This is a genomic window from Paenibacillus auburnensis (assembly GCF_927798115.1).
GTDB classification, from domain to species: Bacteria; Bacillota; Bacilli; order Paenibacillales; family Paenibacillaceae; genus Paenibacillus_AQ; species Paenibacillus_AQ auburnensis.
In genome coordinates this window covers 42,727-58,275 of the sequence record NZ_CAKMMG010000005.1, presented here as the reverse complement: position 1 = coordinate 58,275, position 15,549 = coordinate 42,727, and the positions used below count along the sequence as shown (strand labels likewise).

Sequence of the window (15,549 nt, the reverse complement as noted above, 5' to 3'; positions counted from 1 at the left end):
TGTTTATCTATAGTTGTAGAGGTTTTTATCCTATCCGGCTGTGGGAATAATCACGGGCAGCCGCATTTATCCGATCGAAACGTTGTACGTTTTCAGCCAGAGATTTACCTGAGCCAGATAAGCAAACAACTGCGGTCCAGACATCAGCTGGCCGAACCAGGGCAGATTGCTCGACGATTCCGGCGATGCTGCGATTTCGCGGATTTTGACCGGATCGATGAACGGCAGGATCGGAGAGGAGGAATCATCGAGAATGTTCAGCATCTGTGTACGTACGGCGTTTAAATAAGCGGGATTATGCGTTTTGGGATAAGGGCTTTTTTTGCGGTAGAGGACATCATCCGGCAGTACGCCCTCCAGCGCTTTGCGCAGAATGCCTTTTTCGCGGTTGCCGACGGTTTTAATTTCCCAGGGAATGTTGAACACATACTGCACCAGCCGGTGATCGCAGTAAGGGACACGGACTTCAAGCCCTACACCCATACTCATCCGGTCCTTGCGGTCCAGCAGCGTAGGCATGAACCGGGTAATATTGAGGTAGGACATCACGCGCATTTGCGCCTGTTTGCCGGTCTCCCCGTCAAGCTTCGGAACCTCAGCCACGGCATCGCTGTAACGGTCGCCCAAATATTCCAGTGGACGTATCCATTCCCTGACTTCGGGCGACAATAGTTCTGCGCGCATTTTGGGAGCCACGGACCAGGGGAACGTCCCGGAGGACAGCATCTCTTCCCGGTGGAACCAGGGATATCCGCCAAAAATTTCGTCAGCCGCTTCGCCGGAAATGGCTACGGTCGCATTCTTTTTAATTTCCCGGCAAAATAAATACAGCGACGAATCCACATCGGTCATCCCCGGTAAATCGCGCGAGTAGAGGGCATTATCCAGCGCCGACACCAGCTCCGGGGTATCAAAAGCGACATAGTGGTGATTGGTGTTCAGCTCATCGACCATCCGCTTAATCCACGGCCCGTCTGCTCCGGGCTGGAAGGTATGGCTTTTGAAATGCTTATCGTTATCAACATAATCGACGGAATAAGTGTCAACCTGTCCTTGGCCGCTGCGGTTGTAATAGTCAACTGCGAGCGCGGTGAGGGCGCTGGAATCAAGGCCGCCGGACAGCAGGGAGCAGACCGGAACGTCGGAGACGAGCTGGCGCTCCAGCGTATCCTGCAGCAGTTCGCGAACCTTGGCGGCTGTTTCATCGACATTATCGGTGTGATTGTAGCTCTCCAGTTCCCAGTAAGCGTACTTACGAATTCCATTCCGGTTATAAATCATGGCATGACCCGGGCGAAGCTCGAATATATCTTTGTATACACCCTGTCCCGGTGTGCGGGCCGGACCGATGATGAAGATTTCTGCCAGACCTTCCGGTCCGACCTTCGGCTGAACCTTGGGATGCTGCAGCAGCGCTTTGGGTTCAGAGCCAAAGACAAACACATCGTCCACCTGGCTATAGAACAAGGGTTTGACGCCAAGCCGGTCACGTGCCAGAAACAGATGCTCGCGTACGCTGTCCCAGACCGCAAAGGCAAAGATTCCGTTCAGCTTCTCAGTACAGTCTGGCCCCCATTCCATGTAGGCGTGGAGCAGAACCTCAGTGTCACACTGGGTCAGGAAGCGGTGCCCGCGCTGTTTGAGTTCGCTTTTGAGCTCGCCCGCATTATACAATTCGCCGTTATACACAAGGGCATAGACCTGTTCGTCATGGCGGGCGATCATCGGCTGTGCGCCATTCTCGGGGTCAATAACGCTGAGTCTGCGGTGTCCAAGGGCACAAGGCCCTGATATCCACGTTCCGGCCGCATCCGGTCCGCGGTTGGATAAAGTTTCAGTCATTTTTACGAGCAGCTGCGAGTGCTGTGTAAGGTCGCCGCGCCACTGGATAAATCCGGTTATTCCGCACATGTCGTTTCATCCTCTCTTTTTGTGCGATTGTTGTCCAAATATAAGAATGGATATGCTTTACGCAAAAAATGATCCTTATATTCTCGCTGAAACGGTTGTGGTCCTTTGGAGACGGCGCAGCCGGTTCCACTTGTTTCTTTTTTGCCAAGTAATACAGATATATGCCGATTGAAGGGATAAAATGTATGTCCTTATCCGAACACTAGGGAGAGGGAAATTTGCCAGGAGGGATGATGACAAGTGTATTACATTAAAGACGCCAAAATCCGCAGAATGACCGAATATGACGGTGCGCCTTGTGCCGAAGTAGGGGTATTGCCGGGAGCTGTAGGCGATTCCGCGCTTTTGGTGTACATTGTTGAAGACCAGCGTGAGGAAGGGTACGAAATTGTGCGCATTCTGACGAATGATGCGGACACCGAAACCGATTGGTTTGATAACAATATGCATGATGCCTTCCAGGATGTGACAGTCAGCGCGTTTACCGGCAGCATTGTCATGAGTCCGGAGGATGAACGTTCCAAGTTCCAGCGCGAGCTGCTCATCTTCGGCCATCTGAAAAAACAGCTGGAGGAGCACTTCCGGCAAGTTACGCCAGGACGGCATTAAGGGCAGCAGCAAGAGATGCTGCTGCCTCTGCTCCGGCGGCGGAAAGGCGGGAAGTGAGCGGCGCTCTGCTCCGTTTCATCCGCTGCCGGGGGCAGAAATTGTTTTTCTTCGTCTCCAGTCTTGAAAAATTATCTCAATGAGGTATAATAAATAACGTTGCGTTAATACATAGTGTTAATAATCAGTCCTGTCATCGACATGTCCCGGTAGCTCAGTTGGATAGAGCATGCGCCTTCTAAGCGCACGGTCGGGGGTTCGAATCCCTTCCGGGACGTCACTACAAACAGCCTTCCTTCGGGAAGGCTGTTTGTGCGTTCAGGGGATGAGAAGCCCTGGATGGGGGGACGTTGGAGCATAAGCATCGAAAATAAGGGTGCGAGCGAATTCTATTGCACTTTCTACAGCAGTTACTGCTATAATCGGCCCGAAAAATGAATCTATTGTATTTTGTACAGCAGAATACTGTGATTTCGGCCTTTTTCATCCATATACCTGAATTCTATTGCACGAAATACAGTAGAGAGCGATTTTTACTAATTTATAAGAATTCTGTTGTACAAAGTACAATCAGGTAACAAATTTTCTGTAATACCGGACTTGTACGCTATCACAATCACAGCAAATGACCAGAGAGCTGCTTCTATTATTCAGCGCCTGTTGCAGCTTAGGAAAGGGGCTGCAAAGGTGCGTGATACGCGCTACATCCGTTCCGGCTTAGGCAGTCCCAGTACGTCCAGCACATCCCTCAGCGTCTCCTGGAATTTGTACGTTAGCCAGAGGCGGAAGGAGACCGAGGCAGCTTCACCTTTTAGAATCGGGCAGGCTGAGTAGAAGTTGTTAAACAGCGAAGCCAGAGTATGCGCATAGTTGCAGATTGAATTTGGCGTCAGCAGAACGCTTGCACTGTAGAGAGTATCCTGCCAGGTGCTGAGATGTCTCAGCAGCGCAAGCTCCGCCTTTTCCAGTGACGGCGGGAATTCCGGGAGAGCGTCCGCTTGTTCAACATTAACAGGAACAACAGCCTTACAGAGCACACTGCCTGCACGCGCGTAGGTGTACATCAGGTAAACTCCCGTATTGCCGGAAATCTCTGTGGCCTGCTTGAAATCAAAAATAATCTCTGTTCCCAGATTGAAGCGCAGCAGATAATATCGGATGGCTGCGGTGGCGATGAGCCGGCTGGAGAGGCCATTTTTGTCGGAGCGGGTGGCTTCAATGGTATGCTCCATCAGCTGCACCAGCTCGGTGACCTTGATGCCGATGCCCTGGCGGCCGGACATGGCGTAAGAGGTTTTGCCCTCTGTGGTGTCAATTCCAAGCTCCGCAGCGGAGGCGGGACTAAGTGAAACAACGCCATAGCTCACATGATGCAGCTTCTCAGCCTGCTTCTTGTACCCCAGCACCTCCAGGGCCTGCTTGACCATCGCCTGCGGATATTCCTGTCTGTAGTCAATAACATTGACCACCCGGTCCGCCCCGCCAAAAGGCAGCTGCTCCCCGGTTAATCCCGTCGTCCAAAGTCCGGCATTAAACTCGCTGTAGGCGAAATCCTTATCCAAAAGTCCAAACTTCCAGAGATGATAGGCAATATCTTTGGCGGTATAGGTCAAAATTCCATTGGAGCGTACCAGCACCTTATCTTTGTGATGCTCTTCAGAATCTGCCCCTTCTTCATCCACCGCAGGTTGCTTCAATATCCAGCAGCCCGCAAGCTTGCCCTCTTTCTCCTGCACAAACACTTCCGTCTGTTCCAGCAGCGCAAATGCAGAAGCCCAGAAGCCCTCTTTCAGAATGCTGCTCTCCCAGACGAGCAAATCATAGCGGATGCCGAACCCCTTCATCTCCTCCACATGCTCTTTGACAATCCGCTCCGCAACCAGTTTACCCAGCCAGGCTGTATTGCCGTTCCCTTCTTCCAAAGCATGGAGAATCTCTGTCCGTTTGTGCACCGTCTCAGGATGCAGCGCGTATTCTTTGTTCACACCGGCATAAATATCCCAGCAATAATCACCAAAACGCACATGTTCACCCGCAAGCGGCACATTCAATAGCCCAACCACCGTATCCGCCAGCTGATTGCCTAGATCGTCCACATAATTATGGACCTCTACGTTGTGCCCGGTTCTACGCAAAATTCTGACCAGTGCGTCCCCGATACACGAGTTTCTCAGATGGCCTATATGCATCGATTTATTGGGATTGACAGAGGTATGCTCGATGATGACTTTTTCTCCTGCAGATGTGGGCAGTTCAAACCTGCGTCCGGCCCATTCCCGCCAGTCAATATACAGATTAATGAACCCCGGTGCCGCGATGTCGATTTTATGAAATAGTCTCCCTAGACTCTCAGACTGGCGTAGCTCAGTTGTTATCAGCTCTGCAATGGCCATAGGGGCTTTGCGCAGTACTTTAGCCAGCTGCATGGCGATGTTGCTGGAGTAGTCGCCGAAATCGGGATTAGCGGGCTGTTCAAGCACAATCGTTACCTGTTCTGCACCTCCAGCGCCGAGGGCTGTAAATACATGACTTACGCTCTTTTCCAAACTGTCTTTGATAAGCTGACTTAACATGGGTATGACCTCCTGAAATGTTGATTCAGTGATATATGCATAAGAAAAAGCCCTCATCTCTAAAAAGAGACGAAGGCTTATTGCGCTCGCGGTACCACTCTTGTTGCTAAACCGCCGGTTTAGCCACTCATAAGTTAACGGTCTTCAGCCGGGGCTTCCTACTATCAGTTCAGAAGTCCATCTCCCGGGTGCGCTTCATGGGTTGGTCTGTACCGGTTTCCACTCTCCCGGCTCGCTGAGGACTAGATCCAAAACACTACTATCCCGTTCATCGATTGCATATTGATTTTTTTCAGTATAGCGAATTTTTGGGAGAAAGCAAGAGGCTATCCCTTATTTATTTCCTTTTTTTGAAAAATAGCTTGTCTTCCGTAACCCCTCCGGCCAACTGGGGGCAGAGAGGCCTTAATCCGAGGCGGGGGCAGCGGTCAGATCTTTAATATCCGTGGAACCATAAATCAGCAGGGCAATTACGATTACCAGCAGCAGGGCACCGGCAAAATTCTCCCCGTCAAAATCCAAATTTCCCATAAGCTCTTTTGCCCCCTTGATCATCATTTTTTATGAGAGATCGGCTTTTTTCTTTAAGGCGGTCATAATTTCATTTAATGTCAGGCTGCTGTTATCATCGAGAAAGCTGACCAGCTTATCTACATTGCTCTCGCTCAAAGGATTCAAGGTTGTATATTTCCCGACCAGGCTCACGACCAGAGATGCGTCTCTAAACATCTGAATGGAGTCTACCTTCAGCTTGCCTGTCAAAAGGAGCGCAGCGACCGCAAATTCCAGCCCTTTCGGGCTTTGTGCTTTGGGGTTCGCCGGTTGTTTTTTAACACCCGTTTTCTTTCCTTTTCCAGGAGGGGGCATGGAACTCCCTTCTTCCGTTTACATTCTTTTAGGAAAGTAGCAGCTCCCTAAGCGTGCTCTCCTTTGAACACCATATGCGTATTTAGAGGTATCGGTGAATGAGCTGCCTTATGTCCACAACGACAGTACAGTCTTCGAATATAAGTTTATTGTGCGATTCATTAAAGCGCCGATAGAGTCAAAGTTTTGCAGAAATTGGTCTAGTATGAAAATGAGCAAGAGGGACTCCAAAGCCGCTTGGCTGTGGTAGTCCCTCTTTTTGATAAAACGATTCTATACCAGCTCACAGGCCGCATACTCCCGAACCAGCAGTCTATCAGATCATAAGAATCTCGCGGATGTCCTGCTCGCTCAGCGTGGATAACGCTTCTTCCCCGGGCTGGATGACTTCGTCGATCAGATTCTTTTTCTTCTGCTGCAGCTCATACATTTTATCCTCCACCGTGCCTTGGGCAACGAGGCGGATCACCTGGACCACTTTTTTCTGCCCGATCCGGTGGGCCCGGTCAGCAGCCTGCTGCTCGACAGCGGGATTCCACCACAGGTCATACAGGATCACCGTGTCTGCTCCAGTCAGGTTCAGGCCGGTTCCGCCTGCTTTGAGGGATACCAGGAACAGGTCCCGTTCTCCTTCATTGAACCTGTTGCAGAGTTCAACGCGCTGCGAAGCAGGCGTCTTACCGTCCAGATAGAAATGCTGGATGCCCTGCAGGGCAAGCTCACGTCCGATCATACCGAGCATCTCGGTGAATTGGGAGAAGACCAGCATCCGTTTGCCGGAGCTGCGGCATTCCTCAATAATTTCGAGCAGCTGCTCAAACTTGGCGGAACCCCCGTCATAGCCTTCAACGAAAAGTGCAGGGTGGCAGCAGAGCTGGCGCAGTCTTGTAATCCCCGCCAGCACCTTGATCCGGCCATGGCCGAAGCCTTCGTTATCCAGATGCTTCAGTGCTTCTTTCCGCAGTCTCGCGAGATAAGCAACGTACAGCTTCTTCTGCTCCGGCAGCAGCTCGGAGGCCTGCAGCGATTCGATTTTATCCGGCAGCTCCTTAAGCACGTCGCTTTTTAGGCGGCGCAGTAGAAAAGGCCGAGACCGCTTCGCGACTGTTTCCCTGGGCAGGTCATGAAACGCTTTTTTGCCGGGGAACAACCCGGGGAATACGACACTGAAAATGGACCACAGATCCTCCAGCGCATTCTCCACCGGCGTTCCGGTAAGGGCGAAGCGGTAGCGCGCCTGCAATATTTTGACCGCTTGCGCAGTCTGGGTGGCATGGTTCTTGATCATCTGGGCTTCATCCAGAATCAGCGTATGGAAGGAGAGCCGGGCATACAGTTCAATATCCCGGCGCAGCAGCGGGTAAGACGTAATGATCACGTCAGCGCCTGCGGCATTCCGCACGGCCTTGCTCCGCTCGTTCAGGTTCCCGTCGGCGATGGCCGCCTTAATTCCGGGGGCGAACTTCTTCAGCTCATTCTGCCAGTTGTAGAGCAGGGAAGCCGGAGCAACGATCAGGGCAGGCTTGCCCCCTTCGCGGATATCCGCCAGCTCCGAGAGCAGAAAGGCGATTGCTTGCAGTGTTTTGCCGAGTCCCATATCATCAGCCAGAATGCCGCCGAAGCGGTAGTGGGCCAAGGTCTTCAGCCACTGGAACCCGAACTGCTGATAATCGCGGAGTATGGGAGCCAAACTGTCCGGCACAGGAAAGTCCAGATTCTCGGGGCTTGCCATATTGGCCATCAGCCGGCGGAAGGAGCGTCCGATCGTCACGGCATCTCCATACTTTGCGTCTGGATTCAGCTGCAGGCCATGAACAAGAGGCAGGGAGAACTGGGGCTTGTTGAAAGGAACGCTATGTACCCCCATCTCGTTCATAAACGCTATCACTTCTAAGAATTCTGCACTCTCCAGCGGCAGCAGCGCCCCGTCCGGCAGCCGGTAATATCTGCGCTTTTCCTGCAGCGCTTTGAGGACCAGTACAATTTCACCCTCCGGTATTCCCTGCATCCCGAATTTGAATTCCAGCCAATCGGTCTTCTCGTTCCAGGTCAAAACGGCCTTCGGCGTGAAGGTAACGGCAGCAATGCGTCCTTTGACGGCAGTGGTGGCATACACCTGAAGCAGCGGCTCCAGCAGCGGAATCGTGTGGTAGAGGAAATCGTATTCCCCCTCTTCATCGTTCATGATATAACCGCCTTCCGTCCGGGCAAAAGACTCATGCTCCATCAGCTCGAGAATCCGCCGTTCGGCCTCCCCGTCACGCATCAGAATGACCTCGCTGCCCCGCTGACGGCTCTGTTCATCAAGCGGATTAATCACAATGCCGCCGTATTGAAATTCAAGGCCGGCCAGCAGCCGGTCTCTGACCCGGTCCAAATATAGCCTGGCCTGCAGCTGTGTCTGGACAATGCGGTCCGCAATCGCTTCGGCAATATGCACATGCCCCAGCTTTTTCAGACCGGGAATGACCTTGTCCATAAAAGGCTCCATCTGCTCCGGGGCGATCGCAATTCCGTCTTTACGGGCGGCTGCCAGCATCCGCTTCAGCTCGGCGAGCCTGCGGCATTCCTCAGCCGGCAGCTTCAGCAGCCTGCCTTCGGACAGTACCAGCCCGTAATCCTCCAGCACCATAATCTGCGCCATCCCCTGAATATCCAGCCGATAGCCATCCTCTGACGCCTGGTCGAACTGGAAGCTTAGCGGCGGCGCCTCTGTGGAGATCTGAAGTCTCTCCATGGACAGGTTGCCCTGCTGTAAGTAGGCAGAGGGGGCAGCGGTGAGCGCCGGAAGCACAGACTCCCAGAAGTAAGGCGGAACCGCCAGCAGCCGTTCCCCGCCGATTCCTCCCGATAGCGCTGCATAGGGGTTAACGGCGGTTCGGTAGATCTGTTCATTCTGAAAAATCTCAATCAGCTTCTGCAGAACTGTATTGTCTTCTTTATGAAAGGAGTGCAAAGCGGGATCGTAGATGAAATGTCTGGAGAACTCAAACGGCTCACCGCGTTGAAGATGGTCCAGGAACATTCTGATTTTTTGCACAATATAGAGGCGTTTCGGCCCGACCTTGAGTTCGATGCCAAGCATAGGTGCGCCATAGCTGAGTGAAACCGGCTTGCAGATGAATTCTACCTGCAGTGGTGTTCTGAGATCGATATAGGTTCCCGTACCGCTTGGGCGCGGACGGCTGCTGCCCTCGAACACGCCTAGCATGCTGTTCACGAGCTGACGGTCACCGGAGCGCTCCACCGAGCCGCCCGGATAGCGGGGGGGAATAACACCGGCCGCTTCCGGCAATTCTCCCTGGGCCTGAATACTGGAAGCGGTCGTCCGTCCGCCGGGGCCCCGGCCCTCTTCAAGCCGGAGAATGCTCACCAGTACAGCTGCAATATGCTGACAGAATGCTCCGCCGGGATAGTAAGCAGGACAGGTGCATTCCGCATTCACATCACCGTCGCTGTCGACCGTAAGCGCTACGTTGTAATTTTCCAGGCCTTGGACCTCAGCGCGGTACTTAGAATATTCAAGAGTGTCGTCATTCTCTATATAAGTTAACCGGACCATGTCTGATTCGTGGTAGGCTATTCCTTTGTCCAAGGATGCGCTGCCGCACAGCAGCTTGATCACCCGTTCCGGCACATAAAATCCCATACTTACATCACATCCTTAATCGCTTTAATGCCGCCGTTCGTTTCTCTTATAATAGCAGAACAAGCGTACGCCTCAAAGTGCGGAGTGAATCAGCGGGGAATCCCCCCGAACAGTCTGACAGTCTGCACAAAAAAGCAGCCCGGAAGAATTCACTTCCGGGCTACCCCAAGGTCTATCATATGCTCACTCCGCCGCTGAACTGCAAGCCCCGCCGCTGATGCTATAAGTCCTGCCGCGAAAGCCGCAATCCCCGCCGCCCGAACGCTTTTTACTGTTCTGCTTGCTGTCCCGGTCCGCCAATTCCGTGGAGCATAAAGCTCAGGATCAGGTTGATCTCTTCCTCATCATTCCAGTCCTTCTCGGGCATCAGCAGCAGGCGGGTCACCAGATAACCGATCACCGAGGAGACCGTGAAGCGGATAATCGCTGGCGTAGGTGCCTCGATAATTTCACCTTTAGCCTTGAAATGCTCGGTGATAGCGGTTACGCGCTCCAGCACCTGGTTGAGGATGTTCTCGGAAAAATGCTTGCGCAGTATAGGCTGGAAGGGGATCTCTTGAATTAGAATCCGTATAATTTTAAAGTTATTGCGGGCAAATTCCAGGCGGTTAAGGATAAAGGCCCGCAGAAACGCTTCATAGCTCTCAAAAGGCATATCCAGCACACCGTTAAAATTGCGCATCACGAAGGGAGCGATCATACGGCTCATGGTCGGCCCTACAATAGACAGCAGCAGATCCTTTTTCGTCTTGTAATAGCGGAAAATCGTCCCTTCAGCTACTCCGGCCTTTTGGGCAATTTCACTGGTAGACGCTGCCGAGAAGCCTTTGTCGGAGAAGATTTCGACCGCCGCCTCCAAAATAGAAATCTGCTTCGGCGTCATTTGCTTGTCTCCGCCTATCGCCAGCAGCTCCTCCATCCATTGCTCAATTTCGTGCTGCTCAGCACTGTCCTTCTTCATGTTGATGCCCTCCAAATTTATGCTATCCGTTAATAGTATCACGGGCGCCGGACAAATTACACCAAGCTACATCTTCCGGTGCTTGCGCAGGGCCAGAACATTCAGTGCCATGAACAGGAGGGAGAACCCGATCAGCACATATACCTCCAGTGCAATAGCGCTCCAGCCTTTGCCGCGGATCATGATATCCATCAGCGCCTGTGCGCCGTAATAGATCGGTGTGGCCAGCCCGATCCGCTGCAGCCACAGGGGAAGGGTATCAAGCGGGAACAGCCCGCTTAAGAAAATCTGCGGCACAATGACCAGCGGGATGAACTGGATCATCTGCAGCTCATTGGCGGCAAATGCGGAGAGCAGCGTCCCCAGAGTAAGTGCTGTTACCGCCAGCAGCAGCGTCATCAGCAGCACATAGCCGAAGCTGCCAGCCATCATAATGCCGAGCACCTGGATGGAGAACCAGGAGATCAGCAGCGCCTGAATGACGGTGAAGATGCCGAAGCCGCAGACATAACCGAGTACAATCTCCCAGCGCTTCAGCGGCGTGGAGAGCAGGCGCTCCAGTGTTCCGGTAGTCCGTTCGCGCAGGAAGGAGACGCCGGCGATCAGGAAGACGAAGAAGAAGATGAAGACCCCGATCATAATCGGACCGAAACGGTCGATTGTGGTCATGTCCTCAGCGCCGTACAGATAGCTGATGGCCGGCTGAACCTGTCCGGAGCCTGAAGGCTGCAGCCGCTGCATGGCTTCCTGCAATACCTGCATGACAGCTCGGTTGGCCGTAGGGTTGCTGCCTTCCAGCATAACCCCGGGAGTGGTTCCGTCCATTGTGATTAGCGCATCAATCTCGCCGTCCTTCAGTGCAGCGTTCCCCAGCTCAGTTGTAGCGAATGCGGTAACTTCAGCCTCCTGCGCTTCCAGGGCGGGGGTAAAGACAGCCGTTCCTGCGGTAACGCCGATATTTGGTTTATAAGTGTCGCCGTTGAACACCAGGCTCATTAAGCTGAGCACGATCAGGGGCGCGATGAACATCAGCGCCATTGTCCGTTTATCATGAATAAACTGCCGTAGAATTCGAATTGTAATTGCCCGGATTCTCATTTGCGGGCACCTCCATAGTATAGAAAAGCTTCCTCAATCGTAGCAGAGCCGCTCGCCTGCATCAGCCCGGCCGGAGTATCTACAGCCAGCAGCTCACCGTCCCGGATCATCCCCAGCCGGTCGCATTTCTCGGCCTCGTCCATTACGTGAGTTGTCAGCACAATGGTAGTGCCCTGACGGTTCAGCTCCCGCAGCTCCCGCCAGATGGACTGGCGCAGCACCGGGTCAATGCCAACGGTAGGCTCATCAAGAATGAGCAGCGGGGGCTCATGCAGGAGAGCGATGGCCAGCGACAAGCGCCGCTTCATGCCTCCGGAATATTGATCGACGCGTTTGCGCAGATGCTCCTGCAGGTTTACCAGTTCCATGACATCGGCTATCCGCCGTGTGCGGTTTCCGCCTTTAAGACCATAAAGGGCGGCGAAAAACTCCAGATTTTCCTTCGCGCTCAGCTCCGTGTATAAGGCATCAGACTGGGCCATATATCCGATTTGCTGCAGCATCGGCAGTGAGGGAATCTTTACCCCCAAGACCTGCACTTCACCTGAGCTGACCTCATCAATGCCGGTAAGAAGCTTCACAAGTGTAGTTTTACCGGAGCCGGATGGACCCAGAAGTCCAAAGGTTTCTGCCTTATTTACCTGAAGATTAATATTCCGAAGCACCTCCTTGCTGCCAAAAGCTCTGCTGACATGGGTTACTGTAATAACCGGAGTGTCCTGATTCATGTCGATCTCCTCGATTCTCATCAATATGAGTGAGTACTCACTCATAATATAAAATAATCTTTTGGAAAAGTAAACCGTTATTTATTGCTGTGATATAAATCTTAACTAGATCAAACTTATGGTTTTTCTATTCTGGAATTGATCGTGAATAAAGGGCAGGCATAATCGGGGGCAGCGAGGAACAAAAGTAAAGGATCTTAGGCTAGGCCCCTTAATCAAACTGGAGAGTAGCCGCCAATTTACTACAAAGTAAGAAGAGGGCGGCGAGCACCATGAAGTAGAGACGAGTACTATGAAGCAGAGACGTGCACCATGAAGCAGAGACAAGTACCATGAAGCATCGAGCCTATGAGGAAATCGTATTTCAGAAGTGCTCTCCAGTATCAAGGTGGGGGTGTTAGCGCGGCGCTCTTTAGACCAGTATATGGATTTTTACAGCGACTCTCGTTCACCATGGGAATTTAAAACGTAAAGCACCAATGGAATTCTCCAAGTGAGTGATGCAACTCCCAGACTGAAGTTCATTCACTTCACAACAACCCTAATTTCGCCATTCCGGCGCAATACCGCAGAAACAAAGGGAAAAATCCTGTTGATTCCGCCACTGCGGCGCAACACGGCAGAAACAAAGGGAAAAAGGGAAAAATCCCGTTGATTTCGCCACTCCGGCGCAATATCGCAGAAACAAAGGGAAAAATCCCGTTGATTTCGCCACTTCGGCGCAATATCGCAGAAACAAAGGGAAAAATCCCGTTGATTTCGCCTCATTCAGCCCGCCAGCGCCGAATCAAGCGCACCTATGCGCTTGATTATCGCGAATTGGCAACGCCCCCACTCTATTTTCCCTATTAAATCGAACAAGGAAACCTAAAATTTTCACTATTCTGTTTGCACCCTGGCCAAACTGGTTAAATAAGGGTATATGTTGCAATCACCGTATGCTCTGTTTATATCAAACTCTGCTTATATCTTTGTTTTTATCAAACTCAGCTTGTATCTCTCTTTAAATCAAACTTTGCTCATATCTCCGTTTATACCATAGAGGAGGTTTCTGTATGAGGTTGGCCAAGAAACCTGTTTTTTCCCTGCTGATCCTGCTAGCCGCCGCTGCTTCGCTAGTTGCTTGCAACCGCACGGAAACAGGGGATGAGAATTTCCATACGCTGGCTCAGGAGCAGATTCGTGATCCGCAGTATTTTCCCGGTGATTTGCCGATCCCTGAGGGGGCGGGCATCACTTTTACGGAAGGGGAACTTGTCGGCGGCAAGAAATCATCCATGCTAATCTATGAGACTGAGGAAAGTATGGCTAAGCTGGGCACTACATATATAAAGTATATTCAAGACAAGGAATTAGTTAGTAATACGGAAATTGTGGAGCGGAACAATCTGATTATTAGCGGAAAAGCCCCGGGCAGCTACTCATATTCCATTATAGGCAGCAGCTCTGAAGCAAGACCCGGCGGTGCTGAGATTATAGTCACTTGGATTGAAAATTAACATTAACAGGACTTTTTTAAACATTTTACTCCGGTTTTTACACTGAGTTTACTCACAGGCCGACCTCGAAGCATTTCGGGGCCGGTCTTTTTATTTACTTAATATTTCCATAACATTCCTCTTGAACAGAATTCACACTGGTAGATGAAAATAACATTAGCAGTTACCTATAGGAAAAGGGTGAATCTAATTGAGAAATAGTAAATGGTTCGGCGCGGCTTTGGCTTCAGCACTTCTCGTAACAGGGGGGGCAGGCAGCATTGTGGCAACTAGCAGCAACGTGAGCGCCGCCGCCGTCAATACATCAGCAGTCAAAACAGCGAAGGCGACATGGAAAGTCAACAGCCTGCCGGTTGCGTTCAGCACAATAGACAGCAGCGGCTACAAACTGTATTCCCTTAGTGAAGTTGCCGGGGAGCTAGGAGCCAAAGTGATCCTCAGCAGCAACGGTTTTGAATTGAATGACAGTAAAGGATTACATACCGTACAGCTTCAAGCGGATGCCAAAAGCTATCTGGTGGACGGAGTATCGCAGCAGTTCACAGTAGCGCCTGTACTCTATAACGGAAAAGTATACGTAGAGCTGACCAAGCTGGTTACTGCCCTTGGCGGTGAGCTCACGGCTGAAGACCAGTCGATTCTGAGCTTTGCCCGTCCGGAAGGCCAGTTCGATACGCTGCACTGGAACGCCGATGGAAGCATCATTGCGAACCGGAGCGATTCCGAAACCGCCCAGCTGCTCAAATTCAGTGCCTTCCCTGGCGTATATGATATTTTCTCTTCCAATGAAAGTGCACTGGATTTCGCGGTATCCCCAGATCAGAAATGGGGCGCATTCACAGATGATAAAGGCCAGCTGAATCTGATCAACCTGTCGAGCGGTGCGATTTCCCCACTGGGTACGGATACGAGCGTGAAGATGGATCTGGTCTGGTCGCAGGACGGCAAAACGATCTACTTCATCCAGGGCGACAAGCAGGAGAAGATTGGCCAAATCTCTGTAGATACAGGAGCCGTCAAAACCCTTCTTGAAGATAAAGTCGAGAACAAATCGGAGCTTCGGCTGTCTGCTGATGCGAAAAGCGTGGTCTACATTGTCAATGTAACCGGTGTTGCCAAGAATGATGCTGACAGCACCGAAGATTCATTGACCGTAGACTTCAGCAAAGCCGGAGAGCAATTGTACAAGCTGGACCTCTCCACTAAAGACGCGAAGCCGGCAGCTCTGACTACAGCGTTGGATAACAAACTGTATCCTGAAATTTTGGCAAATGGTACTGTAGCCTACCTGAGCGCAGATCCGGACGGAAATGCGGCGAACACCCTGAAATCCATTGGAGCGGATGGTGCCATTACCAACATCGCGCTTGATGTAGAGCCTTCCTGGACTACCGGCGTAACCACGGGACTTATCGTGTCCGGTACGGCAGCTGACGGAAGCACCACGATTTATTCGATCGATGCAAACGGCAGCAAAACTTCGCTCTTCCACACTACCGAAGATGTTTCGGAAGTAGCGGTTTCCCATGACGGCAGCAAGCTGGCTATCGTAAGTGACGGCAAAGTGCTCCTGATCCAGAACGGCCAGGCACTTCAGCTCACCAAATAAGCAAGTCCACCCACACCCACACAATATAACGGCGCAAACGCCGGGAGG

General features: G+C 51.9%; 11 protein-coding genes, 1 tRNA gene and 1 other annotated feature. Of the genes, 4 read left to right on the top strand and 8 right to left on the bottom strand.

Annotated features, from left to right (window positions below; translation table 11 throughout):
• Window positions 1–66: 66 nt before the first annotated feature.
• On the bottom strand, window positions 67–1,911 hold the full coding sequence (asnB, locus tag L6H70_RS17655; RefSeq protein ID WP_236335281.1) for an asparagine synthase (glutamine-hydrolyzing): 1,845 nt from the start codon (window positions 1,909–1,911) through the stop codon (window positions 67–69).
• Window positions 1,912–2,151: 240 nt separating this feature from the next.
• On the opposite strand from asnB, the gene L6H70_RS17650 reads away from it, so the two are divergent.
• Window positions 2,152–2,520, top strand: coding sequence for a hypothetical protein (locus L6H70_RS17650; protein ID WP_054942775.1), 369 nt, complete (start codon window positions 2,152–2,154; stop codon window positions 2,518–2,520).
• 200 nt (window positions 2,521–2,720) lie between these two features.
• Window positions 2,721–2,794: transfer RNA gene (locus L6H70_RS17645), tRNA-Arg, on the top strand.
• Between the two features lie 424 nt (window positions 2,795–3,218).
• Here L6H70_RS17645 and L6H70_RS17640 read toward each other — a convergent pair.
• The 7 genes from L6H70_RS17640 to L6H70_RS17615 all read right to left on the bottom strand — a co-directional run bounded on the left by L6H70_RS17640 (window position 3,219) and on the right by L6H70_RS17615 (window position 12,393).
• Window positions 3,219–5,090 carry an arginine--tRNA ligase gene (locus tag L6H70_RS17640; protein ID WP_236335280.1) on the bottom strand — a complete coding sequence of 624 codons (1,872 nt, stop codon included), beginning with the start codon at window positions 5,088–5,090 and terminating at the stop codon, window positions 3,219–3,221.
• A gap of 62 nt (window positions 5,091–5,152) precedes the next feature.
• Window positions 5,153–5,371, bottom strand: a binding site (T-box leader).
• A gap of 124 nt (window positions 5,372–5,495) precedes the next feature.
• On the bottom strand, window positions 5,496–5,621 hold the full coding sequence (locus L6H70_RS28715) for a hypothetical protein (RefSeq protein WP_279306770.1): 126 nt from the start codon (window positions 5,619–5,621) through the stop codon (window positions 5,496–5,498).
• A 30-nt stretch (window positions 5,622–5,651) separates the two neighbouring features.
• Window positions 5,652–5,957 carry a hypothetical protein gene (locus L6H70_RS17635; RefSeq protein WP_236335279.1) on the bottom strand — a complete coding sequence of 102 codons (306 nt, stop codon included), beginning with the start codon at window positions 5,955–5,957 and terminating at the stop codon, window positions 5,652–5,654.
• 316 nt (window positions 5,958–6,273) lie between these two features.
• Complete coding sequence (locus L6H70_RS17630; RefSeq protein ID WP_236335278.1) at window positions 6,274–9,606, bottom strand: DEAD/DEAH box helicase; 3,333 nt, start codon at window positions 9,604–9,606, stop codon at window positions 6,274–6,276.
• Between the two features lie 268 nt (window positions 9,607–9,874).
• Window positions 9,875–10,567 (bottom strand): TetR/AcrR family transcriptional regulator, encoded by a 693-nt coding sequence (locus L6H70_RS17625; protein WP_236335277.1) that lies wholly within the window; start codon window positions 10,565–10,567, stop codon window positions 9,875–9,877.
• 66 nt (window positions 10,568–10,633) lie between these two features.
• Entirely contained in the window at window positions 10,634–11,665 is a 1,032-nt protein-coding gene (locus tag L6H70_RS17620) for an ABC transporter permease (protein WP_236335275.1), read from the bottom strand.
• Window positions 11,662–12,393 carry an ABC transporter ATP-binding protein gene (locus L6H70_RS17615; RefSeq protein ID WP_236335273.1) on the bottom strand — a complete coding sequence of 244 codons (732 nt, stop codon included), beginning with the start codon at window positions 12,391–12,393 and terminating at the stop codon, window positions 11,662–11,664. The genes L6H70_RS17620 and L6H70_RS17615 overlap by 4 nt, the downstream gene beginning before the upstream one ends.
• Window positions 12,394–13,448: 1,055 nt before the next feature.
• On the opposite strand from L6H70_RS17615, the gene L6H70_RS17610 reads away from it, so the two are divergent.
• Both L6H70_RS17610 and L6H70_RS17605 read left to right on the top strand, forming a co-directional pair.
• Window positions 13,449–13,892, top strand: a complete 444-nt coding sequence (locus tag L6H70_RS17610) for a hypothetical protein (RefSeq protein ID WP_236335271.1) — start codon at window positions 13,449–13,451, stop codon at window positions 13,890–13,892.
• A gap of 190 nt (window positions 13,893–14,082) precedes the next feature.
• Window positions 14,083–15,501 carry a stalk domain-containing protein gene (locus L6H70_RS17605; RefSeq protein WP_236335270.1) on the top strand — a complete coding sequence of 473 codons (1,419 nt, stop codon included), beginning with the start codon at window positions 14,083–14,085 and terminating at the stop codon, window positions 15,499–15,501.
• Window positions 15,502–15,549 lie beyond the last annotated feature (48 nt).